22 protein-coding genes and 1 other RNA gene are annotated in these 24,476 nt (G+C 54.7%); 5 read left to right on the top strand and 18 right to left on the bottom strand.

All coding sequences use genetic code 11. From position 1 onward, the window contains the following. Window positions 1-181: 181 nt before the first annotated feature. Both HCH_RS11885 and HCH_RS11880 read right to left on the bottom strand, forming a co-directional pair. Window positions 182-1,360 (bottom strand): vWA domain-containing protein, encoded by a 1,179-nt coding sequence (locus HCH_RS11885; protein WP_011396483.1) that lies wholly within the window; start codon window positions 1,358-1,360, stop codon window positions 182-184. Between the two features lie 55 nt (window positions 1,361-1,415). After that, a complete protein-coding gene (locus HCH_RS11880) occupies window positions 1,416-2,258 on the bottom strand; it encodes an AAA family ATPase (protein WP_011396482.1) in 843 nt (280 codons plus the stop codon). 163 nt (window positions 2,259-2,421) lie between these two features. Here HCH_RS11880 and cysK point away from each other — a divergent pair, with 163 nt between their 5' ends. Next, entirely contained in the window at window positions 2,422-3,387 is a 966-nt protein-coding gene (gene cysK, locus HCH_RS11875; RefSeq protein WP_011396481.1) for a cysteine synthase A, read from the top strand. A gap of 71 nt (window positions 3,388-3,458) precedes the next feature. On the opposite strand, the gene HCH_RS11870 is transcribed toward cysK, so the two are convergent. From HCH_RS11870 to HCH_RS11825, 11 genes are all read right to left on the bottom strand, one after another. Next, window positions 3,459-4,262, bottom strand: coding sequence for a class II glutamine amidotransferase (locus tag HCH_RS11870; RefSeq protein ID WP_011396480.1), 804 nt, complete (start codon window positions 4,260-4,262; stop codon window positions 3,459-3,461). A 13-nt stretch (window positions 4,263-4,275) separates the two neighbouring features. Next, window positions 4,276-6,525: a VWA domain-containing protein gene (locus HCH_RS11865; RefSeq protein ID WP_011396479.1), complete on the bottom strand. Its 2,250-nt coding sequence runs from the start codon at window positions 6,523-6,525 to the stop codon at window positions 4,276-4,278. A 202-nt stretch (window positions 6,526-6,727) separates the two neighbouring features. Beyond that, window positions 6,728-7,099 carry a hypothetical protein gene (locus HCH_RS34360; protein WP_011396478.1) on the bottom strand — a complete coding sequence of 124 codons (372 nt, stop codon included), beginning with the start codon at window positions 7,097-7,099 and terminating at the stop codon, window positions 6,728-6,730. Between the two features lie 36 nt (window positions 7,100-7,135). After that, the gene (locus HCH_RS11855) at window positions 7,136-7,579 is read right to left on the bottom strand and encodes a YcgN family cysteine cluster protein (protein ID WP_011396477.1); all 444 of its coding nucleotides are present in this window, start codon (window positions 7,577-7,579) and stop codon (window positions 7,136-7,138) included. Then, window positions 7,572-7,892 carry a YcgL domain-containing protein gene (locus HCH_RS11850; protein ID WP_011396476.1) on the bottom strand — a complete coding sequence of 107 codons (321 nt, stop codon included), beginning with the start codon at window positions 7,890-7,892 and terminating at the stop codon, window positions 7,572-7,574. The genes HCH_RS11855 and HCH_RS11850 overlap by 8 nt, the downstream gene beginning before the upstream one ends. Before the next feature lie 54 nt (window positions 7,893-7,946). Continuing rightward, on the bottom strand, window positions 7,947-9,143 hold the full coding sequence (locus HCH_RS11845; protein WP_011396475.1) for a ribonuclease D: 1,197 nt from the start codon (window positions 9,141-9,143) through the stop codon (window positions 7,947-7,949). Beyond that, the gene (recR, locus tag HCH_RS11840) at window positions 9,136-9,741 is read right to left on the bottom strand and encodes a recombination mediator RecR (protein ID WP_011396474.1); all 606 of its coding nucleotides are present in this window, start codon (window positions 9,739-9,741) and stop codon (window positions 9,136-9,138) included. The genes HCH_RS11845 and recR overlap by 8 nt, the downstream gene beginning before the upstream one ends. Before the next feature lie 20 nt (window positions 9,742-9,761). Continuing rightward, the gene (locus HCH_RS11835; RefSeq protein ID WP_011396473.1) at window positions 9,762-10,088 is read right to left on the bottom strand and encodes a YbaB/EbfC family nucleoid-associated protein; all 327 of its coding nucleotides are present in this window, start codon (window positions 10,086-10,088) and stop codon (window positions 9,762-9,764) included. 4 nt (window positions 10,089-10,092) lie between these two features. Next, on the bottom strand, window positions 10,093-12,300 hold the full coding sequence (dnaX, locus tag HCH_RS11830; RefSeq protein ID WP_011396472.1) for a DNA polymerase III subunit gamma/tau: 2,208 nt from the start codon (window positions 12,298-12,300) through the stop codon (window positions 10,093-10,095). Window positions 12,301-12,528: 228 nt separating this feature from the next. After that, window positions 12,529-12,625, bottom strand: an RNA gene (ffs, locus tag HCH_RS33110) — signal recognition particle sRNA small type. Between the two features lie 104 nt (window positions 12,626-12,729). After that, a complete protein-coding gene (locus HCH_RS11825; protein ID WP_011396471.1) occupies window positions 12,730-14,202 on the bottom strand; it encodes a RimK family alpha-L-glutamate ligase in 1,473 nt (490 codons plus the stop codon). Window positions 14,203-14,360: 158 nt separating this feature from the next. Here HCH_RS11825 and rimI point away from each other — a divergent pair, with 158 nt between their 5' ends. Both rimI and HCH_RS11815 read left to right on the top strand, forming a co-directional pair. Then, window positions 14,361-15,527: a ribosomal protein S18-alanine N-acetyltransferase gene (rimI, locus tag HCH_RS11820; protein WP_011396470.1), complete on the top strand. Its 1,167-nt coding sequence runs from the start codon at window positions 14,361-14,363 to the stop codon at window positions 15,525-15,527. Beyond that, window positions 15,520-16,329: a TlyA family RNA methyltransferase gene (locus tag HCH_RS11815; protein WP_011396469.1), complete on the top strand. Its 810-nt coding sequence runs from the start codon at window positions 15,520-15,522 to the stop codon at window positions 16,327-16,329. Before rimI ends, HCH_RS11815 begins: the two co-directional genes overlap by 8 nt. Before the next feature lie 60 nt (window positions 16,330-16,389). Here the strand turns inward: HCH_RS11815 and HCH_RS11810 are convergent, their stop codons facing one another. Next, window positions 16,390-16,863, bottom strand: coding sequence for a YbjN domain-containing protein (locus tag HCH_RS11810; protein ID WP_011396468.1), 474 nt, complete (start codon window positions 16,861-16,863; stop codon window positions 16,390-16,392). A gap of 224 nt (window positions 16,864-17,087) precedes the next feature. Here HCH_RS11810 and HCH_RS11805 point away from each other — a divergent pair, with 224 nt between their 5' ends. Both HCH_RS11805 and HCH_RS11800 read left to right on the top strand, forming a co-directional pair. Then, on the top strand, window positions 17,088-17,267 hold the full coding sequence (locus HCH_RS11805; RefSeq protein WP_011396467.1) for a hypothetical protein: 180 nt from the start codon (window positions 17,088-17,090) through the stop codon (window positions 17,265-17,267). 144 nt (window positions 17,268-17,411) lie between these two features. Further along, window positions 17,412-18,626, top strand: a complete 1,215-nt coding sequence (locus HCH_RS11800) for a lytic murein transglycosylase (RefSeq protein WP_011396466.1) — start codon at window positions 17,412-17,414, stop codon at window positions 18,624-18,626. A 95-nt stretch (window positions 18,627-18,721) separates the two neighbouring features. Here the strand turns inward: HCH_RS11800 and HCH_RS11795 are convergent, their stop codons facing one another. The 4 genes from HCH_RS11795 to HCH_RS11780 are packed head-to-tail and all read right to left on the bottom strand — an operon-like array spanning window position 18,722 to window position 24,468. Then, entirely contained in the window at window positions 18,722-19,048 is a 327-nt protein-coding gene (locus HCH_RS11795) for a hypothetical protein (RefSeq protein WP_011396465.1), read from the bottom strand. Window positions 19,049-19,062: 14 nt separating this feature from the next. Further along, the gene (locus tag HCH_RS11790; RefSeq protein ID WP_011396464.1) at window positions 19,063-19,674 is read right to left on the bottom strand and encodes a tetratricopeptide repeat protein; all 612 of its coding nucleotides are present in this window, start codon (window positions 19,672-19,674) and stop codon (window positions 19,063-19,065) included. Then, window positions 19,658-22,549, bottom strand: coding sequence for a tetratricopeptide repeat protein (locus tag HCH_RS11785; RefSeq protein WP_011396463.1), 2,892 nt, complete (start codon window positions 22,547-22,549; stop codon window positions 19,658-19,660). The genes HCH_RS11790 and HCH_RS11785 overlap by 17 nt, the downstream gene beginning before the upstream one ends. Then, entirely contained in the window at window positions 22,546-24,468 is a 1,923-nt protein-coding gene (locus HCH_RS11780; RefSeq protein ID WP_011396462.1) for a tetratricopeptide repeat protein, read from the bottom strand. Before HCH_RS11780 ends, HCH_RS11785 begins: the two co-directional genes overlap by 4 nt. Between the last annotated feature and the right edge of the window lie 8 nt (window positions 24,469-24,476).

The following is a 24,476-nucleotide window of genomic DNA, read 5'->3' as shown; positions in this document are numbered from 1 at the left end:
GTAGCACCGGGTCGCCGGCGATAGTGTGAACTCGATTCACCAAACTACACAAATGTTTACAAAACGAGACATAGTTAGCGTTCGCGCTGGCGGCCACGCCAACGTTTTTCAGAGGTTCCTCAGAAATAAGCCATGAAGGCGCGCCGCCCAGCGACGGCGCGTATAGAAAAGCGAAAAAAGATTACTTGCTCAGGTACTTCATGCCCTGCTCAAGCCCGTCGATGGTGAGCGGATACATGTGCTGGTTGACCAACTGACGGGTGATCTCCAGAGAGCCGCCCATGCCCCAGTAGTCTTTGGGATACGGATTCAGCCAGATCACTTTGTCGAACTTGTCCGTCACCCGCTGCATCCAGACCGCGCCGGCTTCTTCGTTCCAGTGCTCAATACTGCCACCGGGATGGGTGATCTCATAAGGCGCCATACTGGCGTCGCCTACGAAAATCACCCGGTAGTCCGACGCGTATTTGTGCAGGATGTCCCAGGTTGGAATAGTTTCGCTGACACGACGGATATTGTTCTTCCAAACGCCTTCGTAGATGAAGTTGTGGAAGTAGTAGTATTCCATGTGCTTGAACTCAGTGCGCGCAGCGGAGAATAACTCCTCGCACACGCGAATATGCGGGTCCATGGAGCCGCCGATGTCGAAAAACAGCAGTACTTTTACCGAGTTATGACGCTCCGGCACCATCTTGATATCCAGGTATCCCGCGTTGTTGGCCGTGCTGCGGATGGTATCGGGCATGTCCAACTCTTCCGCCGCGCCCTGACGCGCGAATTTGCGCAGACGACGTAACGCCACCTTGATATTGCGAATGCCAAGGGTGATGGAATCATCCAGATCCTTATAAGTGCGTTGCTCCCACACTTTCACTGCGCGACGATTACGGGAGCCGTTCTGGCCAATGCGAAAGCCTTCCGGGTTATAGCCGTTTGCACCGAATGGCGACGTGCCGCCAGTTCCGATCCATCTATTGCCGCCCTGATGACGCTCTTTTTGCTCTTCCAGGCGTTTCTTGAACGCCTCGATCAGCTCCTCCAGGCCTCCCAGGGATTCAATCTTGGCCTTTTCCTCATCGGTGAGCTGCTTTTCAAATTCCGCGCGCAGCCAATCTTCGGGGATCAGCGCCTCCAGCACCGCATTCAGGTCTTCCAGTCCTTTGAAGTAGACGCCAAACGCCTGGTCGAATTTGTCATAGTGCTTCTCATCCTTCACCAGACAGGCGCGGCTCAGATAGTAAAAGTCATCCATATCCGCAAACGCCAGTCCCTGCTGCAGAGCCTCCAGCAGGTCGAGCAGCTCCCGCAGGGAAGCCGGCACTTTGTTCTTGCGCAACGTCAGGAAGAAATCAATCAACATATAGGTGTCCTCCTCTGCTCGGGGCCGCAATGATTGCGTCCGTTCATTGCCGCAATCAGCCTTTTCTGCGCGTCATGAACGCCAGTTTCTGCAAAAGGTGGACGTCCTGCTCGTTCTTCACCAGCGCGCCATACAGAGGAGGAATCGCCTGGCTGGGATCGTGGTTGCGCAATACGTCTTCAGGCAGATTGTCCGCCATCAGCAGTTTGAGCCAGTCGATCAGTTCAGAGGTGGAAGGTTTTTTCTTCAGCCCCGGCACTTTGCGTACGTCAAAGAAAACATCCAATGCATCCTTCACCAGCGAGCGCTGTATGCCTGGGTAATGCACGTCGATGATCGACTCCATGGTGTCTTTGTCGGGAAAGTTGATGTAGTGGAAGAAGCAGCGTCGCAAGAAAGCGTCAGGCAACTCTTTTTCGTTATTGCTGGTGATGATGACGATAGGCCGGGTAGTGGCGCGGATTCGCTCCTGAGTCTCGTAAACGTAGAACTCCATCTTATCCAGTTCCAGCAACAGGTCGTTGGGGAACTCGATATCCGCTTTATCAATTTCATCAATCAACAGCACCGATTGCTGCTCGGACACAAACGCCTCCCACAGCTTGCCTTTCTTGATGTAATTGCGAATGTCGTGAACGCGGTCATCGCCCAACTGGGAGTCGCGCAGGCGCGAAACCGCGTCGTACTCGTACAATCCTTGCTGGGCCTTGGTGGTGGACTTGATGTGCCATTGAATCAACGGCGCGCCCAGGGCTTCCGCCAGCTCTTCCGCCAGCATGGTTTTGCCTGTGCCCGGTTCGCCTTTGATGAGAAGCGGCCGCTGTAATCGAATGGCGGCGTTCACCGCCAATTGCAGATCGTCAGTGGCGACATAGTTCTTGGTGCCGGAAAACTTCATGTGTGAAACCTTGTTAGTTGTGTGAATGCGTCATTATTAGAGGAGTTATAAGCGGATATATTACCCGAAAACATTCAAATATTTCATGCCAGCCGCTAAGCTATCTCTCACGCTCGCAATGTTATGGCCGGGGAAATCTACTTAATCTGCAAGGAGATAAATAATGAACGTCTACGAAGACAACTCCATGTCCATCGGCAACACGCCGCTGGTGAAGCTGAATCGCGTCACCAAAGGCAACGTGTTCGCCAAAATTGAAGGCCGCAACCCGGCCTACTCCGTGAAATGCCGTATCGGCGCCAACATGGTATGGGATGCGGAGAAATCCGGTCGCCTCAAGCCAGGCATGACGCTGGTTGAGCCTACCAGCGGCAACACCGGCATCGCTCTCGCCTTCGTCGCCGCCGCGCGGGGCTATAAACTGATCCTGACCATGCCCGCCACCATGAGTCTGGAGCGCCGCAAGGCGATGAAAGCCCTGGGCGCGGAAATCGTATTGACCGAAGGTCCCAAAGGCATGAAAGGCGCGATTGAGAAAGCAGCGGAAATCGTCTCTCAGGACCCGCAGCAACACCTGATGCTGCAACAGTTCGACAACCCCGCCAACCCGGAAATTCATGAAAAGACCACCGGGCCGGAAATCTGGCGGGACCTGGAAGGGGCAATCGATGTTCTGGTCGCAGGCGTCGGCACCGGGGGCACGATTACCGGCGTATCCCGCTACATCAAGAACGCCATGGGTAAAAACATCACTTCCGTAGCCGTCGAACCTACCGCTTCTCCCGTTATCACCCAGACCATCAAAGGTCAGGAATTACAACCCGCCCCTCACAAAATCCAGGGCATAGGCGCAGGTTTCGTACCGAAAAACCTGGATCTGGACATGGTTGACCTCGTTGAGCAGGTCACCAACGAAGAAGCGATGGAAATGGCTCACCGCCTGATGCGTGAAGAAGGCATCCTCTGCGGTATCTCCTGTGGCGCAGCGGCGGCCGTTGCGGTCCGTTTGGCGGAGCGTGACGAATTCAAAGACAAGAATATCGTGGTTATCCTGCCGGACAGCGCTGAGCGTTATCTGTCCACTGCTTTATTCGACAACTTCTTTACTGAAGCGGAAAACGTGCAGTAAACAACAAGCGCCGGCCTTTGCGCCGGCGTTATAACTTTCTTGGCGGGTTCACTCTTAGCGAGACAACACGCTCAAGTATCAGCAAGCTTAACCGCCCCTTCTTCATACCATCTGGCGGCGACTTCGCCATCTCTAAAAGCGATTAATTCCCCGGGGCGCATTTGTCGCCATTCTTCATCGACGGTCAACGGCTCCGTGACGATCATAGTGACTTTGTCGGTGGGGTTGGTATGTTCTTCGAAGTTCACCCGAATCTCACCATCCTCCAGGGAAGCGCAGCCGAAAGGAGCCTGTCGGGTGATCCAATGCAATTTGGTTGAGCAGTAGGCAAACAGGTACTCCGAGTTGGTGAAAAGCATGTTGAACACGCCTCTCGACGTCAACTCCAGGCAGTTCCGATACAACCTTCCCCCCAGGCATTCCAGGCTGGAGAAGTCATTGCAGCCGCTGGCGACATCCTCCAGCAGCCAGCAAAACGCATGCTCGCTGTCGGTTTCTCCCACCGGACGAAAACGTCCCAGCGGCAGGTCCTGATAGGATTTCAGCTGGCCGTTATGGGCGAAGCACCAGTAATAACCGCCCAGTTCGCGAATAAAGGGATGGGTGTTTTCCAGGCTGATGTCGCCGACGTTGGCTTGCCGGATGTGGCTGATGACCGTGCGGCTTTTAATCGGATACTGACTGATAAACCGCGCAATTTCCGAGGTGGCGCTGGGATTGGGGTCACGAAACTCACGCAGCCCCTTGCCTTCATAAAAGGCGATGCCCCAGCCGTCTTTATGCGGCCCGGTCTGACCGCCGCGAAACATCAGACCGGTCCAGGAAAAACAAATATCCGTCGGCGCATTCGCGCTCATTCCAAGAAGTTGGCACATGTTCAGAAGTTAACTACTTTTTGTCTTCGTCTTCCGATCCGGCGGGGAGGTCATCGGTATCGGATATATCAAAATCTTCCAGGTTGAACTCGTCATCCATGTCTTTAGCTTTTTCATTGGAAGCCAGGATCTCGTCAGCGAGCGCCTCGGCATCGGTCTCTTCAGAGTCGGATGAACTCATGGGCGGTTCCGCATCCTCCTCTTTTTTCGGCTCCGCTTCTTCCTCCATGCCGAATTCCATGTCGTCCGCCTCACTCATCATAGAGGGTTCTTCAGCGACATCAATAGGCTGCTCCAACTGTTCGATCTCGTCCTCCAGATCGTGCCCGGACTCTTCCAGAGAAGGAACGTCGTCAGAGTCATCCAGCTTGGTGGTATCTACAGGCTCCCGAACTTCTTTTTCAATTCGGCGTTTACGATAAATCCAGTAACCGCCTCCCACAGCCAGCAACAGTATGGAAGCGCCGCCGGCGGCGATGATAATCCACAACATGGCGTTGGTGCCGCTCTCTTCCTGCACCACCGCATCCTGCTGCTCTGCCGCCGCTTGATCCTGCATTTCCGGCGTGATGGGCGGCGCAATGGCATTTTCTTCAGGCTGCTTCGGAGGCTCTGGCGCTTTGGCGGCTTCTTCGACCAGGGTCTCATTCATTTGCTCAACGCTGCTGTCGTTCACCAGCGAGCGATATTCATTCGGCGACGCCTCCTGGCGCGGAAACTCAGCCATAACGCTGTCAGGCTCGAAACGGAAAGCGGAGCCGGAACGGGTTTCCCCCTCCACTCGCAACATGACTTCATACACGCCATCGCCCCGGGTAGCGTCGACCTCTAACTCCCAGCGTCCCGTTTCCTGGGTAAACGGAATGGACTTAATCAGATTGCCGCCATCCGGCCCTTTTATCTTGGCGATAATCGAGGTTTTCGCCTCGTTGATGTTTGGACTGAGGGGACTGATGACAATTTTGTAGCGGGTATCCACACCGGCTCCAGTGGCTTCAAGATCCACCGCCATCGGCGCATTAAGGGTGATCAATTGCCGCGACTGCCGCTTGAACGTGCGGCCGTCGGCCTGCACCAGCACTTCGTACCTGCCGACCTGCTTGAGCTTGGTGATGCTTTCGCGAAATACGCCGTCGGCTGGAGGCTCGCTTTCCTTGGAAATACGTTTGGTGCCGGACTTGTTGTCCTCCGTGCGAATGGTGACATCCACCGCCACAAGATCCAGAAAAGTCCTGTTCCGCACCAACTCCCCGTCTTCAAAAAAGCCGATCTTGAGCTCCAGGTGATCTCCGGCGTAAAAATTAGCCGGAAGCGGGTCCACCACCATTTTCAGGTTGCTCACTACCGTCACCCGGCTACCCGGAGCCAGCTCCGCATCCAGCTTCCACTCGCCCTCCAATGGTCTTTGGACAGTAATCAGGTCATAGCCAGCCTCTTTGAACCACTTTACGTACTCAGGTCGATCTTTTTCCGTAAAGCGTTTGCCTGTGGGTTCTATGATGGCGGTTTCGGCGTTCTCTTTGGCGCGAAACACCAGTGCTGTGAATTCTTCAATACTGGAATCCACATCAAACGCATTATCTTCCAGAGGCACTTCTTCGGCAGGGGCCGCACGCTCAAAGGCTTGCAGAAAGACACGACTCAACTGTTCGGAGTTTTCGGCAATGGCGTTGATGCCGTTACTGCCGATGGAAAGCCGTTGCAGCAACATCTGATCCGCATTCCTGGAAAGCGCGATGGTATGAATCTTGGCGCCGAAGCCCGCGACTCTTTTCAACACCTGGGTCAGAACACGGTCACGCTCCGCTACGTTTTCTCCCGGCTTTTGCGAGATATCCACCACGCCGTCGGTGAGCAGAATGAAATGCGTGTTGCTATAATCCTTGCCTTCCACAAAGTCCTCAGAGGCTTTCTCCAGCGCCGCACCGATATTGGTGTATAGCGCCGTCGAGCTGATTTCCCTGGCTTTATCTTTAGCCAGGCGACGCCAGCCAGGATCGACAACCTGATGAGGCGCCAGCTCATTGACATACTGCCCGAATGTCCACACCCCCGCTGAGTCACCCTCAGGCAACAGCTCCGTCACCAGATTCAGGGCCGGACGCCGCAGATTTTTCGGATCATTCTTCTTCATGCTGCCGGAAACATCGATGAGCACACGCACATCCGCAGGCGGAGGCAACTCCATCTGCGCAGCAGCGACTCGCCACAGCATCAAGCTACAACACAGGCAAACGAGAATCTGGCGGAAAAGCAATGTCATATTCGAGCGTATTCCAAGTTGGCGCAGGCGAATGAAGCCGCTCAGCAGCCGTCTCCGCTGGAAATATCGACCGCTGGCGGGCGCAGCGCGGCCGTGCCCGCGGCCATCCTTACTTCAAGTTATAGCAGGTTTTGTTGCAACAACAATAAAATACGCAGGAATTGCTTAAAAAAGCGAAGGGATTTAATTGATTTTAAAGTAATTATGTACGCCGTCTAGGCTTAGCTGGCGCGGGTTTGGCGGTGACGAAGAGCTTGCCAAGCACCACTTGCAGCGCGAACAGCAGACCGATGACGCACCAGGCGGCCAACATCAGCAGGCCCGCTTGCAAGGCGGCGTTATCATCATGCTGGAGCCAGTTGTAGGCGGCGACAATATGGGCGGGCGCCCACAGACCGTCTTTGGGAACGGACATCGCTGGCGTAAACAGCACCACCGCCAACAGGCTGCGCAGGAAAAGTTGCACGGGACGGGGACCACAACAATTGAACAACGGCATCATTAATGCGTATAAAGCCAGCGCCGCTACGAGATAAGCAACCCAACCGGCGATATAACCAAAATCTGTCAGCATAATTTTCTACTTTTCAATAACAGTTGCTTCAAGCGTTCAAATCATATCGATAAGAATCAGTTCTTCCCAATCATCCGGGTCGATATCGTCTTCGCTTATCGTTCTATGTCGCACGGACTGCCCCGCAGCTTCTACAGAACGCGGACCCCCACTGATCAAGGGATGCCAGGCTGGCAACGTCTGGTTTTCAAAACGCAGACGATAAGCGCATGTCTTTGGCAACCAGTCGCTAATTTTGGGAAGATTCTCCGGCGAGATAATCAGGCAGTCCGGATTCTTCGATGCGCGCGCAGTATAGCAACTACACTGCACCCTTTCAGCATCCAGATAACGGCAGGCCACGGCGGTGAAGTATAGCTCGTCGCTGTCCTCATCCTGCAACTTATGCAGACAGCACTTGCCGCAGCCGTCGCAGAGCGACTCCCATTGCGCGTGGCTCAGCCTATCCAGCGGCTGTTCCCACCAGCGCGCCTCAGTCATCAAGATCCTTGCGTCCTACAGCTGGAGTTTGTTCACGCGCACGCACTACATCCATCATGTAATCGTCCTGGACGGGCGGCATCTGCAGATAAAACCCCTTTTCATCGATGGCGCTCATGACTTCCGCCGCGTCTGCTCTGGCCAACGGCTTTTCCTTCGTCAGCAACAGGTCAAAAACATGCTGCGGCTTGCCAAAAAGTTGCAACAGCGCTTCCGGCAATGCGCCGACGCCCTGTTTCTTATCTACATAGACATACATTTCCTCTTTTTTGGAGCTTCTGAAGATAGAAATCAGTCTGCGATCCGGAGTCATAATCTGTTTTTACCTCAATAACTAACTTTACGCCTTACGCGAATAACCGGGGTCTTACGGTGATTGCCGTGGTGGGACCGACCTGTCGTCCTGCAGCCAGCGTTCGAGCGGCGCACTGCAAATCCGACCGCGCCAGCCTTGCAGCAACTGCGGTTGCGTTCCCGCGCCGCCCTGGATATGCCAATAAACAAACTCTTCCAGCAATCCCCGACTGGCGAGCAGACCCACGTTGATGCGATGCTCTCGCGCCAGCTTTTGCGTCAGTTTTTTTACTTTCTTTACCAAGTCCTGATATTCCCGCGGAATCGGCGGACGTATCATTTCAAAACCAGTCTCAGGCTCATCGCCATCGGCCTTCATATGCTCACGCACCATCCCCACCAGCTCCGCCCCATAACGACGCAGGCCTGCGCCCTGGATGGAAGTAATTTCAGTCAGCTGTCCCAAGGTTCGGGGCCGGCGTTGAGCGATTGCGATTAACTCATCGTCAGGGCAGATTTTCTTACGCGGGATATCTCTTCCTCTTGCTTCCTGCTCACGCCATGCCGCCAGCTTCGCCAATAATTGCTGAGCGCCTTTGCGCAAACGCCACCCGCCACGCAACTTCAAGTAATAGCGTCCCATATCCTGCACGCCGGCCGCCGCCAGACGCATGGCTTCGCCCTCTTCCAACGCAATTTCATACTTGCCGGACAGACGCAACGCTTCCGCCAGTTTCTGATAGAGCGGCCACAACACCACCACATCTTCCTGAGCATATTGAATTTGCTTGTCTGTAAGCGGTCTTTGCGTCCAGTCTGAACGCGTGGCGTGCTTCTCCAGCTCAATACCCAGATTCTGTCGCACCAGCGACTGCAACCCTTCGTTCAGCTCACCATCAAGCAACGCATTGGCGACCTGTGTATCGATCAAGCCGCATGGCTGGGATAAGCCAACACAGTTAAATAACTCCAAATCCTCACTGCAGGCATGCACTACTTTAAGAATGTCGCGACTCTCGAACAGTCGACTGACACCGCTCCAATCGGTGATTTTCAGCATGTCCACCAGATACACGCACTGGCGATCATAGAGCTGCAGCAACGCCGGCGCGGGATAAAACGTGGTTCCACGGATAAATTCCGTATCCACCGCCAGCCAGTCGGTCTTTTCCAGGCGCAGCAATGCTTCCTGCAACGCAGCGGGAGTATCTATCCAGCGACTTTCATAATCCGGCGGATATATAGCGGAGAGAGGCGTATCGTTAGGCAAAAGGTTTTCGACCTTGCAGTGCGTGACTTAACGTGCCGCTGTCAATCATGCCCAGCTCTCCTCCAAGGGGGATGCCGTGGGCGATGCGGGACACAGGAATGTTCAAGTCTTTGGCGATGTGGGCGATAAAATGCGCTGTCGCTTCGCCCTCCACAGTGGGGTTGGTGGCAAGGATCAGCTCGCTGACGGCGCTTTCCTGCAATAGCTGCTTAAGCTTATCGACGCCAATGTCTTCAGGGCCAATGCCGTCTATCGGCGACAAATGCCCCATCAGCACGAAGTAACGACCGCTATAGTCCGATGTCTGCTCAATCGCCAGCACGTCTGTCGGCGACTCCACTACACAGAGCACGCGATCATCCCGCTTAGGACTTTCGCAGATTGAACACAATTCCGCTTCGCAAAAATTCTGGCAGCGCGAGCAGCGTTTCACTCTGGTAAGCGCATCGCTGATGGCAATGGCCAAATCCGCCGCTCTACCCTGATCTCTTTCCAGTAGATTAAGCGCCATACGAGTGGCGGTCTTCGCCCCCACCCCGGGAAGATATCGCAGACAACGGACCAACTGATCAATGGCGGGCGTCAGACTGGAAGACATATATGGATGCTACTCCGTCATTAAAACGGCATTTTGAAATTAGGAGGAATGCCCAGACCTGCAGTCATGTTGGACATCTTATCCTGGTTGTTCTTTTCCACTTTACGCACGGCGTCATTCACAGCCGCCGCCAGCAGATCTTCCAGGATTTCTTTCTCTTCCTGCATCAAACTGGCGTCGATCTCCACTTTTTTCACATCATGGCGACCATTCATGACAATTTTGATCAAACCGCCGCCGGACTCTCCGCTCACTTCCGCGTTAGCCAGTTCTTCCTGGGCTTTCTGCATCTGTTCCTGAATCTTTTGGGCCTGTTTCATCAAGTCGCCCATGTTACCTTTAATCATATGTCTACTCCTGAATAATAGGCTCAATACTGTTTTCGATGACCGCTGCGCCGAAACGCCCCGCCATCATCTGAATATTGGGGTCATTGCGAATGGCCGTCTCCGCCTGCTGTTGCAGCTCCGCCCTGCGTCGCTCCGCATACTGCAGCGGCGTCAACCATTTCGATTCGCCGGCTGAAACTTCGATTTTAACCGCTTCGCCCATGAATTCCGACACCGCTGCGCGCAAGCGCTCGCGTTGCGCCTCATTGAAAAAGTCGAGATGCTCGCGATCAATCGTGAATATGACCAGGCCCGGGGTCACCGCCTCCAGTGCGCAGCGCTGCGCCAGAGTGGCGGTCATTCCGCTAATGGCGAGGCGTTTGACCGCATCCTTCCAGACCATTCCCTGCATGGTAGGCTCGCCCTCCAATGGCGGCGTCAGCGGACCCGCCGGGGACTTCTTAACGCTATTCGCGGCGACAACGGGAGGGGTCGTATTCACCGACCCAGCCTCCCCAGGTCCTGGGTGCAGGCCTGGAACAGACTCAGTTACTGACTTTGGGGGCGGGGCTATTGCCTCCCTTCCCTGTGGCTCCCGGGCTGGCGCAGCCGCCTGAGGTCTCTCCTCTTTTGGCTGCGGGTTCGCCACTGGCGCGGCATGACTTCCATCGTCGGGATAACCGGTTTCCGCTGGATAGCCAGAAAAACCATAGTCCGCGTCGGAAGGCCCTGGATCATCGGCGAAGTACGCATCGTAATCATCTACTGGCGGCGGTTCTGCTTCAGAATGCCCGGGGGGTGGCCGCTCTATGGGTTGAGCAGGCGTTACAGGCGCAGCGTCAATGACCGGCGCTTCCCCCTGATTAGACGGCTCTTGCTTCTGTGGCCCTTGTTGTGAGAGCCCCTGGCGGGGCGGCTCTTGCGGCGACGGCGTATCGCGTTTTTCCGCAACCTGCTGCGGCGGTTCCGGCTGCGGCGCTGCAATCTCTTGCCTGGGCTCAGGCGTGGCTTCTACAGCTGGAGCCGGCTGCGCCGCTACAGCCGTCTCAGTCTGGGATGGCCCGGGTTGAGCGCTTTCCTTATCGTCGTCAGCCGAGGCTGCGGACGAAGCAGCGGAAGGCGCTTGAATCTGCCTTGCTGATTTGATGTTCGGGCGGAAGGCGATCATCCGCAACAAGGCCATCTCAAATCCCGTACGCGGATCAGGCGCCAGGGCCAGATCTTTACGCCCCATCAAGGCAATCTGGTAATAAAGCTGGGTATCTTCCGCCGTCAGCGTTTGCGCCAGTTCGGAGACTTGCTGCTGATCGCCAAAGCTGTTGTCGACGCCGCCAGGCACCGCCTGCTCCACCGCCACGCGATGCAGCAGTTCCGCCAGCGCCTGCAGCACATAGGCGTAATCCGGCGCGAACTGGGCCATATGATTGACTTGCGCCAGCATCGCAGCACAGTCCTGCGCGGCGATGGTGCGCAACAAGTCAATGACTACATGCTTCTCAATCGTCCCCAGCATTTCAATGACGTCTTTCGCCTCCAGCTTGCCATCGCCAAAAGCGATGGCCTGGTCAGTAAGACTCATTGCGTCCCGCATGCTGCCTTCCGCCGCACGCGCCAGTTCCCACAAGGCCGCTTCTTCCGCAGGCACATTCTCCGCCTGCAACACATGGGTCAAGTGGCTAACGATACGTTGCGGCGACAGATTCTTGAGATTGAACTGCAAACAGCGCGACAGGATAGTAACCGGTAGTTTTTGCGGATCAGTGGTGGCCAGCAGAAACTTAACGTGAGGCGGCGGCTCTTCCAGGGTCTTCAACAGGGCGTTGAAGCTGGAATTGGAGAGCATGTGCACTTCGTCAATGAGATAGATTTTATAACGGCTGCGGGTAGGCGCGTACTGGACATTGTCCAGCAGCTCACGCATGTCTTCAACCTTGGTGCGCGACGCCGCGTCGATTTCAATCAGATCAACGAATCTGCCTTCGGCGATTTCCCGGCACACCCCGCACTCTCCACAAGGAATAGCGCTAACGCCTTGTTCACAATTGAGGCATTTGGCGAAAATTCTCGCAACCGTGGTCTTACCAACGCCGCGAGTACCGGTGAATAGATACGCGTGGTGCAGACGGTCCTGATTCAGGGCGTTGGTCAGCGCTTTGAGAACATGCTCCTGCCCCGCCATTTCCGCGAAATTGCCGGGACGCCATTTTCTGGCTAGAACCTGATATGCCATGCCACTCCTATCGATTCATAGCGATTACGATATTGCTTCAAATTGCTCACCCGGCCCGCCATAGCCTATACGGCGCTCTCTTTGGAAGAACGGAAAATTCAAACGCATACATTAGCATGCAAGGGGTTTTCTGTCACCGAAACGACTTTGCGCAGACGCAGGAAAACCATCGCAGGAATCGTGAAATCAACGGGGAAATTAGATACGTGAGGGAGGAGTTGGAGGTAGCCCTACCAGCCACACCCCGGCACACAGATCCACCGCTGTGGCTGCTCCCTTCCGGGCCTGACCAGGTTCACGGTTTCTTGTTGCGAGGGGACCGGCAGAGCCACCATAGCAAGTCAAGAACAGCTGTTCTTCACAAGTGGCGCGCATCATAACAAAGTCAGATGGCGGGCTCAAGCATGAAAATGACAGAAATTCCGTCGCTTAGGAATTGTGTTTCTTTTCCGCTCGACGGATAAACTCTTCGAGGATAATACGGTATAACTCGTCCCCCAGATATTTATCTTCTACGCCAGACTCGATGCTCGGATTATCGTTGACTTCGATAACCGCCGCCCGATTGCCTTTCTGCTTAACATCGACGCCATACAGACCATCGCCAATCAGCCCCGCGGCCTTCACCGCCGCATTCAATACGACTTTGGGCACTTCATAAGTCGGCAGCGTAGCCCAGGCGCCAGCGGCAGTGGAACCTTCGCCGTGCTTATAAATCTGCCAGTGGTTACGAGCCATGAAATATTTGCAGGCGTAAAAAGGCTTGCCGTTCAGCACGCCGATCCGCCAATCATAATCGGTGTACATGAACTCCTGCGCCAACAACAGCGCCGATTGCTTGAACAGCGTATGCGCTTTTTGCTCCAACTCTTCCGGCGACTCAACCTTTACCACGCCGCGAGAAAACGAGCCGTCCGGGATTTTCAACACCATAGGCAGGCCCAGTTCCTGCGCCGCCGCCAGCAACTGCTGTTTGTCGCCCTTGCTGACTATCAAAGTCTTGGGCGTCGGCACTCTATTGGCCCGCAACAAATCCGCCAGATACACTTTGTTGGTGCAGCGCATGATGGAAGTGGAGTCATCCATTACGATCAGACCTTCCGCTTCCGCCTTCTTGGAAAACTTGAAGGTGTGATGATCAATCGCGGTGGTTTCACGGATGAACAACATATCGTATTCAGGAATGCGCTGATAATCCTTGGGTTCGATCAGGTCCACCGCCACACCGAGCTGTTTGCCCACTTTCGCCAGCTTCTTCAGCGCGCCTTTGTCGCTGGGCGGCATTTCCTCTTTAGGATTAACCAATACCGCCATGTCATAGCGATATTTCTTACGTTCTTTGGGCTTGCGCCAGACTTTGCGGCTAAAGGCGTCCAATGAATTGGCGAACAGCGTCTGCTCTTGATCGTCAAAGCCTTTATGGCTGATTGGACGCATAGCGGACAATTTCCAGCCGCCTTTCTGCTCAATCTCCACTTCCACCACCGGGCAAGGCAGTTTCTCAAATACTAGCGCGCCCAATGGCTCCAGATCCGGATCACTGGTTTTGCCGAAGAAACAGCGGAACGTCAATTCCTGATCCGGTTTGTTAGCCAGCTTCTTCAGCGCCGACAGCGCAGTGTCGTCATCCAGGTCGAGAATCAGCGAATACAACGAGCGCTTTTCAATTTCGTTCAGCGTGCGCACGGAAGGAATGACATGATGTCCCCGCGCCTCGGCAAGCAATGAGCAGTAGTAGCCTTTGCTGAGATACTTATAACTGCGACAAAGGTTGATCAGTCTGACGCGGTCATTTTTGTTGATGGGTAGAGCCAGGTAGTCTTCAAATGATATTACGTCTTCACTTGGATAATAGGGGGTCCAATCCTTTAAAGACTCAACGACTATGTAAAGACGAGACATACGGCTTGGGATTCCTCCGGGAGCATTGGGGATAGGGAGTTATAGCGCTATTAAATGACGAGCGTTCACTTTAGACTTGCGCATCTCTGCTAAGTCTTGCTTAACTTAATTAGCCTGTCCACTACATATTTGAACTTACCCCCAACTATTTCAGAAGCATGAATAAAAACCAGCCGCAAACCGTAATTCGCTCTTTGGCGCCCCACTATCGGGAAGCCCATATGGAAGATCTTGACGAGCTGGTGGAGCTTGAAGAATCATGCTTTACGACGGATCGGCTCAGCCGCAGAAGTTTTCGCCACATGATCAAATCCGAATCCGCTTCGGTGGTGTTGTGTGAGATGGATGAGAAGCTGTGCGGCTATGCGATTACGTTATTCCATCGCGGCACCAGTCTCGCCCGCCTCTACTCCATCGCCATCGCTCCGGAGTCCCGCGGCAAGGGCGTCGCGCGGGCGCTGATGGATATGGCGGAGCAGTCGGCGATATCGCGCCGCTGTATTTTTATGCGCCTGGAAGTACGCACCGATAACCAGGAAGCGATCGGCTTATATAAGAAGCTCGGTTATCGCCAGTTTGGGGTTTATCACGATTATTACGAAGATCACCGGGACGCCTATCGTTTCCAGAAACAGATCATTCGTTTCGCGCCGCTGAATCAGACGCTGCAGATCCCTTACTATAGCCAAAGCACGGATTTCACTTGCGGCCCGGCGTCGTTGATGATGGCCATGGCGACCCTGAATACGGAATATATTCCCCGCAACTGGGAAGAGATACAGATCTGGCGCGAGGCCACCACCATATTCATGACCTCCGGGCACGGCGGTTGCGGCCCCCATGGGCTCGCGCTGGCCGCTCATAAGCGCGGTTTCAATGCGGAGATTTACGTCAATTACGAAGGCCCGCTATTTCTCGAGGGCGTCAGACGCACGGAGAAAAAAGAAGTATTAAAGCTGGTGCACAAAGACTTTATGCATCAGCTCGACGAAACCGATGTCGTCATTCACAACACTGTATTGACTCAGGAAATCCTGGAACGGGAAATCAAGCAAGGCAAACTGGCCTTGGTGCTGATCAGCACCTACCACTTCGACCAGAAAAAAGCGCCGCATTGGGTGATGATCAGCGCCGTCGACTCAGATTTCGTATATATTCATGACCCGGATGTGGATGAAGAGTCGCACCGTCTCGCCATCGACAACCAGTACATCCCCATCGCCCGCGCCCAGTTCGACCGCATGTCCCAGTTCGGACAGAATCGTCTGCGCACAGGTGTGATCATTTCACAACGCCCTAAACGTACAAGACGGAAAAATGCCTGATATTTCAGAACGCTTCCCCACCTCCACCGTGCAAGCGAGCCGAATCGACAAACTATTGGTGGATCAGGGTTACTGTCGCTCGCGCAATCAGGCCAGAGAGCTGATCAGTCTCGGAAAAATCATGTTGCAAGTCGGCGCTGGCTGGGAGGCCGTAACCAAACCCAGCCAGACCGTACTCAGCGACGTCAAAATAAAAATTCTCGATAACGAGTTGCAAGAATACGTCTCCCGAGGCGGGCTTAAACTGGCCGGAGCCATTGCGCAGGTCGGAGCCGAATTTAAGGGTAAAACCGTGCTGGACGTGGGCCAGTCCACCGGCGGATTCACGGATTGCGCGCTCAAGCAAGGAGCCGCCCTGGTGGTGGGCGTGGAAGTCGGACACGGGCAGTTGACGCAATCCTTGAGGGACCACCCTCAAGTCCGGGTATTTGAAGGGATCAACGCCAAAGAGATTCCCCTCTCCCTGCTCGAATTAACTGATGATGGAGCGGGTTATGACTTTGCAGTCATGGACCTGAGTTTTATCTCGCAAACGCTGGTGTTGAAGTCTGTCGCTGCGCTGCTCGCCAATGACGGCGCGCTGATCAGTCTGGTCAAACCGCAGTTTGAAGTCGGCCCGGCCGGTCTGGGTAAAGGCGGCATCGTGAAAGACGCAAGTCTTTATACTGAAGTGGAAGAGAAGATCAAAATGGCTTGCGCGGACGCAGGACTTAGAGTGATGGATTACTTTCCTAGCTCCATCACAGGGGGAGACGGTAATCGGGAGTTCTTCGTCTTCGCCCGTAAAGCGGCAAATTCCTGACGACGGACAGTGCAACCGCGCTCCTGCACCCGACGACGCCGGGACTGCGCGGAGAAAGGATCAATGCAGTGCGCGTTCCATCGGCGCAGAGGGCGCGCCAGCATCCGCCGTGGCGATAAATCCGCAGTCGAGACACTCGCGAAGAATATCCTGCTTGGCTTCCAGGGCGTTTCTCAGAAAAACCCCCAACTGCTCTTTGGTGACGCCTGCGGACACCCATAAGGTATCGCACATGATCACCCGGGGAGCGCCATCATCCGCCAAGTCAGCGAATGTCTTGATATTGGCGTAAGCGCCATTCAAACGCGGCAATTCAGCAACCAGATTCAACAGAGCGGACGCCCGCAACTCCACTTCGGTAGTAAATATCAGACACTCCTGTTCCAGAAACACCCGACTTTCCAACACCCCTTCCTGACTTTGCAGGTCGGCGATGTGCACACCCTGACACTGCCCGCAAAGGTAGTGATCAACTTCCAGGTCTTTTAGCCATTTAAGCAGGCTATCACTATTAATAAACTGAATATGGGGCATGTAAACACTACTCTTACGCTTAACGCGGTGACCTTCAAAGCCGCGGATTATAAAGTAACCATCCCTATATGAGTAGACCTTAGCAGCCTATATCGCCCCCGGCGCTCGATTACACACAAGGTAACCCGGTCAATACGCAATCAATTTCTCTGACGGGGTTTGCAACCGCACGCCGCTTTCATTGATACCACTGCGTTAAAGACAGTGATTCGGGGGATCAAACCATGAAACTTATCAAAATGCTGCAAAAGCTCAGCGCCAAACCCGCTGAGGAAACTGAGTCCAACTACAGCCGTAAAGCAGTCAAAGATGTTGATCCACGGGACCTGACCGGACAATGGGGTATGAGCGCCACGGATGCGCTGCAAGTCAACTTCGTCACCCGTGAGTGCGGTAAGCGCTAATCAATCCAAGATCTTCACGCTTTAAATTCCTTTCTAAATTATATTTAACGGCCTGGCGCGCATCGCCCCGGGCCGCAACTATTGACTCCCTCTGCGCCACTTGCGAAAGTTTTGCTTTCTCCAGTTCCCGATGAAGGATGTCCTATGCCTGCAGTAACCCGGTTCTGCAAACAATCCCGTCTATTATTACTTACTATTGGTCTTGCCCTGCCATATACCGCCCACGCTGACTTCGCAGAATGTGTGGCGGGGCTGCAGGAAAAAGCGAAACAGGAAGGGATTTCCGAGAAAATCGTCGACGAAGCGTTAGGTCAGGTAAAGCTCAGTGAGCGCGTCATAGAACTTGACGGCAAGCAACCTGAATTTATCGACACTTTCACCAACTACCTTAATCGCCGCGTTACGGATGAACGGGTGAACAAAGGCCGCGAAATGCTGGCCAAACACGCCCCCCTGCTCGACCAGATCGCCAAAGAGTCTGGCGTCCCCGCTCAATACCTGGTCGCATTCTGGGGATTGGAAACCAACTATGGCGGTTACACCGGCAAGATGCCCATTCTTGACTCACTCGCCACGCTCGCCTGTGATCCACGTCGCAGCGGCTATTTCACCGGCGAATTAATGGCGGCGTTGAAAATCATCGAGAAAGGCGATGTGACGGTGGACAAGATGCTTGGCTCCTGGGCCGGCGCCATGGGTAACTTCCAGTTCATGCCTTCCGTCTATCTCCAATACGCGACTGACAGAGACGGCGACGGTAAGCGCGACCTATGGGGCAGTCTGCCTGACGCCGCCGCCTCCGCCGGCTTGTTTCTGAATGGCTTAGGCTGGCAGAACGGCTTTCGCTGGGGGCGCGAGGTCAAGCTGCCGGAAAATTTCGCTTATGGCGAGGCAGGCCTGAAGCGCAGCAAAACTTTGTCCGAGTGGCGTGAATTAGGCGTTCTTGATGCGGATGGTCGCGAAATGCCGAATCTGGACCTACAGGCGGCTCTGATCATTCCCTCCGGCCACCTTGGCCCCAAGTTCCTGGTTTACGATAACTTCAAAGTCATCATGCGCTGGAACCGCTCTGAATCCTACGCCATCGCGGTAGGCCACCTCGCAGACCGCATCGCCGGCGCAGGTCGTTTGCGGCAAACGCCGCCTGAGTTGCCGCGCCTGCCTTTAACCGCCGTCGCAGACTTGCAGCAGAAGCTTACAGACAAAGGTTTCGATGCGGGTAAATCCGACGGCATTATGGGCCCGGCCACCCGAGACGCCATCCGCGCATTTCAGGAAAAACAGGGCATGATTGCAGACGGCTACCCTAACCCGGAAGTCCTGCAGGCGCTGGATATCAAGATTCAGTCGGAGTCCTGAGCAAGCGCCCGCCCAATCATTATGGGCGGGCGCTTATCGGCAGATGCGACAACTTAAAGAAAAGAGGCAGGGGAAAACTCTTAGGGGACGTCAGCTTACTTAGGCGTTTCGGACGGCGCGGAGGCATCGTCTTTGAACAGTTCGTAGTAATCCACCTGCCGCACGAATTCTTCGCGGTCAATCGGCTTCAATACTTCATCGTTGATCAACGACGCGGCGGAGTCGCCTAACCCCGCAAGCTTACGGGGCTTCCTCCAGGGCACAATATAAAGCACCTGAGGCTGCTCCTGATTGCCACGCAATGTTGCGCCATCCACGGTAATCACTTCTGTCTCCGCCTGCGCCGCCGGGCTCACCGCCCAGACTGAGGCGACCAGAGCCAGACTGATAAAAACGTTCTTAGGCTGGGATTGACGACTCATACCCTGCCCTCCTGTCACTGTAGTCGGCTCTGCAGATCGACAATCCAACGATTCACTTCATCGTCGGGTTGCGCCTGCAGGCTTTGATAAATCTGATATTGCTCCAATGCTTCCTTCAGTTTGCCCATGTACAAATCATAGGTAATGCCCAGATTCAACCGGGCGGGCGCATAGGAACCGTCAACGGCGATCGCTTTGCGGTAATATTCTTCCGCCTCCGTGAACTTCCCCTGACGACGGGCCAGATATCCCAACAGGGTATACCCTTCCGGGTTCAGTCCGTTCACGCTGACTGCCTTTTCGAACATCGCCTGCGCCTGATCCGGCGCGTCGGTATTCATATAGATGATGCCCATATTGATGTACGGGCCGGACAACTGCGGATAGTCTTCGCTGACCGTCTGAAATTTCTTCAGGGCGGAGCCGAAATTACGGGCTTTTTGATCACGCAATGCGGCGGCGTACTGATTGCGGGCGCCTTCGGGAACCTGAGAGAGGTCCGCCCCCCCTGTCGCCCCGCCGTTGTTCGACGGTTTCTGAGGCGCGCCGGAACAGGCCGCCAGCAACAGAGTCAATGCCAGACAACCGACGCGAAGACTGCTTATACGACTAAAGAATGTTTTCACTGAACTCTGGGATCTCTTCCGATTTTTTATAGCGTGCGGGGAACAGTTTTTTCAACGCTTCAAAGCTGTTTTTCACCCATTCATCGTAGGTTCCGCTCCAGCTCCGCTGCGCGTTCGCCTCATGCAGTTCAATTGCGTTTTCCTCGAAGGGATACGCCTGCTCCTCCAGCAATAGCTGGTACTGCTCCAATTCCAGCTCATTGAGATTGCGGGGACGTTCAGAGTCCAGCAAGTCGCGGCTGAGCTGAGAATAGATTTCTCCCAAGCGGAAGGATGAACGTGTCGTGAATTCCGCAATACGATAATTCGCTGTTTTCTTGTAAGCCGCCATCGCCCGTTTCATCGCCTCCTGTTTGGAGCGCAAAGAATTTTGCAGCGGCGCCGTCAGCTTGATGCTCTTGAACTGTATGAAAGCGTCATCCGCCAGGACGCTGGAGGACTTCGCCGCGAGATAGCGCATACGATCAGAGCCTTTCGACCCGGCTGCGTCGTACCCTTGCACCACCTTCTGCAGCCAGAAACGCTGCTTGATAGGGTCATTCGCCTTGGCGTACAGCTCGCTCAACGTGTAGCCCGCCTCCGCCGCCATATCCGCCGGCTCCGGGTAGCTGTTAGCATAATCCCGGTAGGTGTCTATGGCTTTCTGAGTCTGACCGCTCTTTTCATACAGTTCCGCCGACAACAGCAGCGACTCTCGTCGGGTTTCGCCGTCAGGATGACTCTGCGATATCACCGCCAACTCACCTGCCGCCGCATCCCATTGTTCGGTATTGCGATAAGCCATCGCCAACTTGGCGGGTACGTCTTTCGCCAGTTCATGCTGCGGATAACGCTGGCGGAAACCATTCAACACAGAGATCGCTCTATCCCACTGGCCCTGCTGCAGCATGTAGGTGGCGGCGTCATAATCCGCATTCGCGCGCACTGACGCTGTGGGAGCCGCCTGTCCAACACGCAAAAACTGATCAATCGCGCCATTGACGTCATTGGCGGCCAGCATCAGTTCGCCTTGTTTATAAATACTGGCGGCGAGCAGTTCTGCGATCTCGCCGCGACGCTTGTCGTTCGCCGGCATCAGCGCCAATACGCGGGAATAGGATTTTTCCGCTTCCGCATATTGCTTGAGTTCAAATTGGCTGTGGCTGATGATCAACCAGGCGCCCAGCAATGACGCATTATCCGGCGGCGGCGTGCGTTGCGTCAGCCTTTGCGCCACGTCGATCGCGCGGGGGTAATCCTTCATGGCGAACAGCTTCTCCGCCGCCGACGCCATTACGGCCCCTGCTCTAGGATCAGACGCATAGGATTGGGCGAAGCGAATCTGGCTTTCAATTTTGCGCAGTTCAATCTGCGCGCGCTCAGCTTCAGCAGAGCCGGACGCCAATTCATCAAAAGCAGTGATCGCCGCATACCCCGCCTCTGCGCCTTTGGCGAAGCCCTGGTATTCATACGCCGCTTTTTCGTAGGCGACTATCGCTTCTTCGTATCGCTGCACAGCGAATAAGGTTTCGCCACGCAGGAACACCATCTGGGGCGCTTTCGGATCTTGCGGGAAGGTATCCACAAACTCCTGATAATAGGCGGCGGCGCTGGCGTACTCATCGCGCATGGCCGTACGCGCCTGCTGTGCGCTTATTTCCTTACCGTCCAGCCCTTTCGCTCTGCCATTGCGGCCTGCAGCAACATTTCTGTCCAGCGTCTGTGCGGCGGCGTGATGATGCGTCGCCAATTCGTCGATATATACGCGCAATTTGTCGGCGGTGAAGGCTTTAACCTTCTCGTCCTGCTGCCGCCAATAAAAATCGCTGGTGACGCCATAGTTTTTCACAAACGCCGCCTTTTCCGGCAGCACCGAGCTGCCGAAGCCCGCCACGATGAGCGTTTGAATGACGCGCTCCTGGTAATAAGGCGACCATTTGCTGAGTGGATGCAGTTCGATAAAGCGTCGATAGACGGAAACCGCATCCGTATAACGCTCCTCTTTGACCAGCAGCTCGCCGTATTGCTGATAAATCAGGTGTTCATAGCTACGCGCGCCGACTCTCGCAAACAGACTCGTAACGGTATCCACCCCATCCAGATAATTGAAGGCGAAGCCCATTACCCGCAGCTGATCCTCCACCAGAGTACGGGACTCTTTAGACAACGCGTCCAAGTCATCCGATTCCGGCATCACCAGATCCAGCACTTTGACAAAGCTGTCCAGAGAGGTCTCGTACTCCCCCTGCTTGAACAGACTCCACCCATGCATGTAGAGCGCCTGTTGCTCAAAGCCGGTTTTGGCGCCGCCGCGAATGACCGACTCAAAAGCCCGCTGAGAGGCGTCATAGTCGCCATTAGTGAACAGTATCTCGCCGCGCCGGAACTGCGCTTCATGGAAGTAAGATGAACGCGGGTACTCTTTCACCAAGCGGTTCAGCGCGTTGAAGGAGTCATCGCGACGCCCTTCCAGGTCATAGGCTTTCGCCAACTGGTACAACACCTGGTCGTTTTCCGCCCGATTAGGATATTTCTTCAACAACCCTTCATACGCGGAAATGGCCACAGCGAAATAAGCCGCCGAGCCTTCCGAGTAGTCCACCACTTCCTGCGTCACGGAAGACTCTTCATTGCGGATCATCTGCAAATCCGCCAGTCGGTAGAGAATCTTGGTGCGGGTTTCCGGATCTTCGACAACGGTCAGCAGATCTGTGTAATTGGCGATGACTTCATCAATATTGATGTTCACCGTTTCTTCGCCCTGATCCTCAATGATCGCAGGCTTCAAATCGGCGATTGTCGGCTGATCCGCAGCGCGACGACTTTCCTCAGAACCGGAAAACAGCGAACAGCCGCTCACCACGACCGCGATGGCGGTTAACGTCAACGCCCTCATAAGCCGCCCCCTTCTCCGTCGAGAAGTTCATCGGACAGACGAGTGCGCGCCAGTTTTGCGGAAGTCATGTAATAGTTGACCTGATCTCGCTGCCGCAACAATTCATCTCTCGCCATGTCGCTGACAGTAGTTTTCGCCCGGGTAAGCGCGCGGCGCACCTGATCGCTCAACTCCTGCAGGCGGGGCTTGGCGCTATCCACCCTTTGTTCAAGGGTTTCCAACTGCTCTGACTTGGCGATAAGGTTGTTGATTCTCACACTACGCAGCGAATATTCCTTCAGCGCCGTATCCAGCGCCGCCAGCTCCTGCTTCGCTCCCCATAGCCGCTCGGGAAACTCTTCGCTGACGGTCCAGTTCAGGAAACCTTCCATACGACGCAACTTCTCTTCATATTCCGGTACATCTTCAACCCAGTCGGGATCTTGGCGCATCAATTCGATTGTGCGTCTGGAGCGCTCAATAATAGCCTTATAACCCAGCTGATCTTCTGTAAGGAAATAGGCGCCATCGCCAGCAGCCTCGCCTTCTGCAATGACCTGCGCCAATGCGTCGCGCTCAGCGCGAATGCGGTCAGCGTCCAGTGAAGCCATTTTTTCCCGGGTTTCCCGTATGCGCTCTTCCCTGGCGATTTTGCGGGTATCAATCATCACGTCAAAGTTGTCCACCTTGCGCAGCCATTCGTTCAGGGTGTTTTGCAACAAGGTCAGTTCACGCAACTCTTTGAGCACGCGCTGGAATTCTTCCTGGGCGACCAGATGAGCCAGACTGTAGGTAGCCGGGCGCACATCAAGACGCCCGTATTCATCTACGCGGATGTTGTCATCGTCCAGGCGGGTAATATGCAACTCCGGATTTCCGCCAAATTCGAGACTGTCAAACAAGCGATCTTCATCCAGCTCAGCGATATTGGTTTCCAGCAGGCGCAGACTTTCCTGATACTGAGTGACGGCATTGGCGTAGGCATTGAGCGCTTTTACTTTCTGCCCAAGCTGTTCATAGACGTAACCAATGGCGAAGTGAGATTCTTGAATGATGGGGTTAGCGGCTTGCTTGCTGCTCAAAGTCTGCAGTGACTGGATCGCCAGACCGAATTCGCCGGAGTTGGAGGCCGCCAGGGCGTATCCGAACAGAGCCTGATCCGACCAGGGACCATTGATGCGCACCTTGCGAAACTCCGTCATGGCGCCGGCGTAGTCGTTTTGCTCCATTCTGAGCACGCCAGTAGTCAGGCTGATTCTGTCGCGCAACGCGTAAAACTCGTTGGGGTCGTCCTCCTCCTGAGGCGTCGGCGCGCTAACCCTCGCCAATCGGCGCAGCGCCGCATCCAGATCACCAGCTTTTCTTTGATTCAGAGCCAGGTTGTATTCCAAATAGGCGCGCCAGTATGAGTCTTTCGGCAACGGCTGTAAAAACGCTTCCGCCGCCTTCAAATCCTCCAGCCCCAGTGCGGTTTGTCCCTGAAGGTAAAAATACTCTTCCAGCAACTCCGAGTCGGAATCCTCTAACAATTCGCGATCAACGCGCTGAAATGAAAACTTGGCGTTCTCCCATTTCCGCATCTGGTAATACACTTTACCAAGATAAAACCAGGCCTGGTTCCGGACTTCCGGGGTCACCTTGCCTTCCAGCAGACTCTCAAAAATACGCTTGGCTTCATCCACCATGCCGTAAGAAAGCAGCATGCCGCCTTTCAGCACCTGAGGATGATCGCCATGATGGATGATATTGTTACGCAGCTCACCGATCGATAAATCCGTGAGCGCGCCGTAATAACGCTGCTGATAGAACTCGAACAGCACTTTACCGTACTGCAGATCCAGCGCCCGCTCAGGCTTCTTCTCATCCGCAGCGAAAACGCTTTGCCCCAGGCTCGCCAGAACGAGAAGAGACGGTATTGTTTTTCTAAGTATTCTTTTCATTGCCTCAG

This window comes from Hahella chejuensis KCTC 2396 (genome assembly GCF_000012985.1).
GTDB classification, from domain to species: Bacteria; Pseudomonadota; Gammaproteobacteria; order Pseudomonadales; family Oleiphilaceae; genus Hahella; species Hahella chejuensis.
Note: the sequence above shows the minus strand (reverse complement) of the source record. Positions and strands in the feature narration are given on the sequence as shown.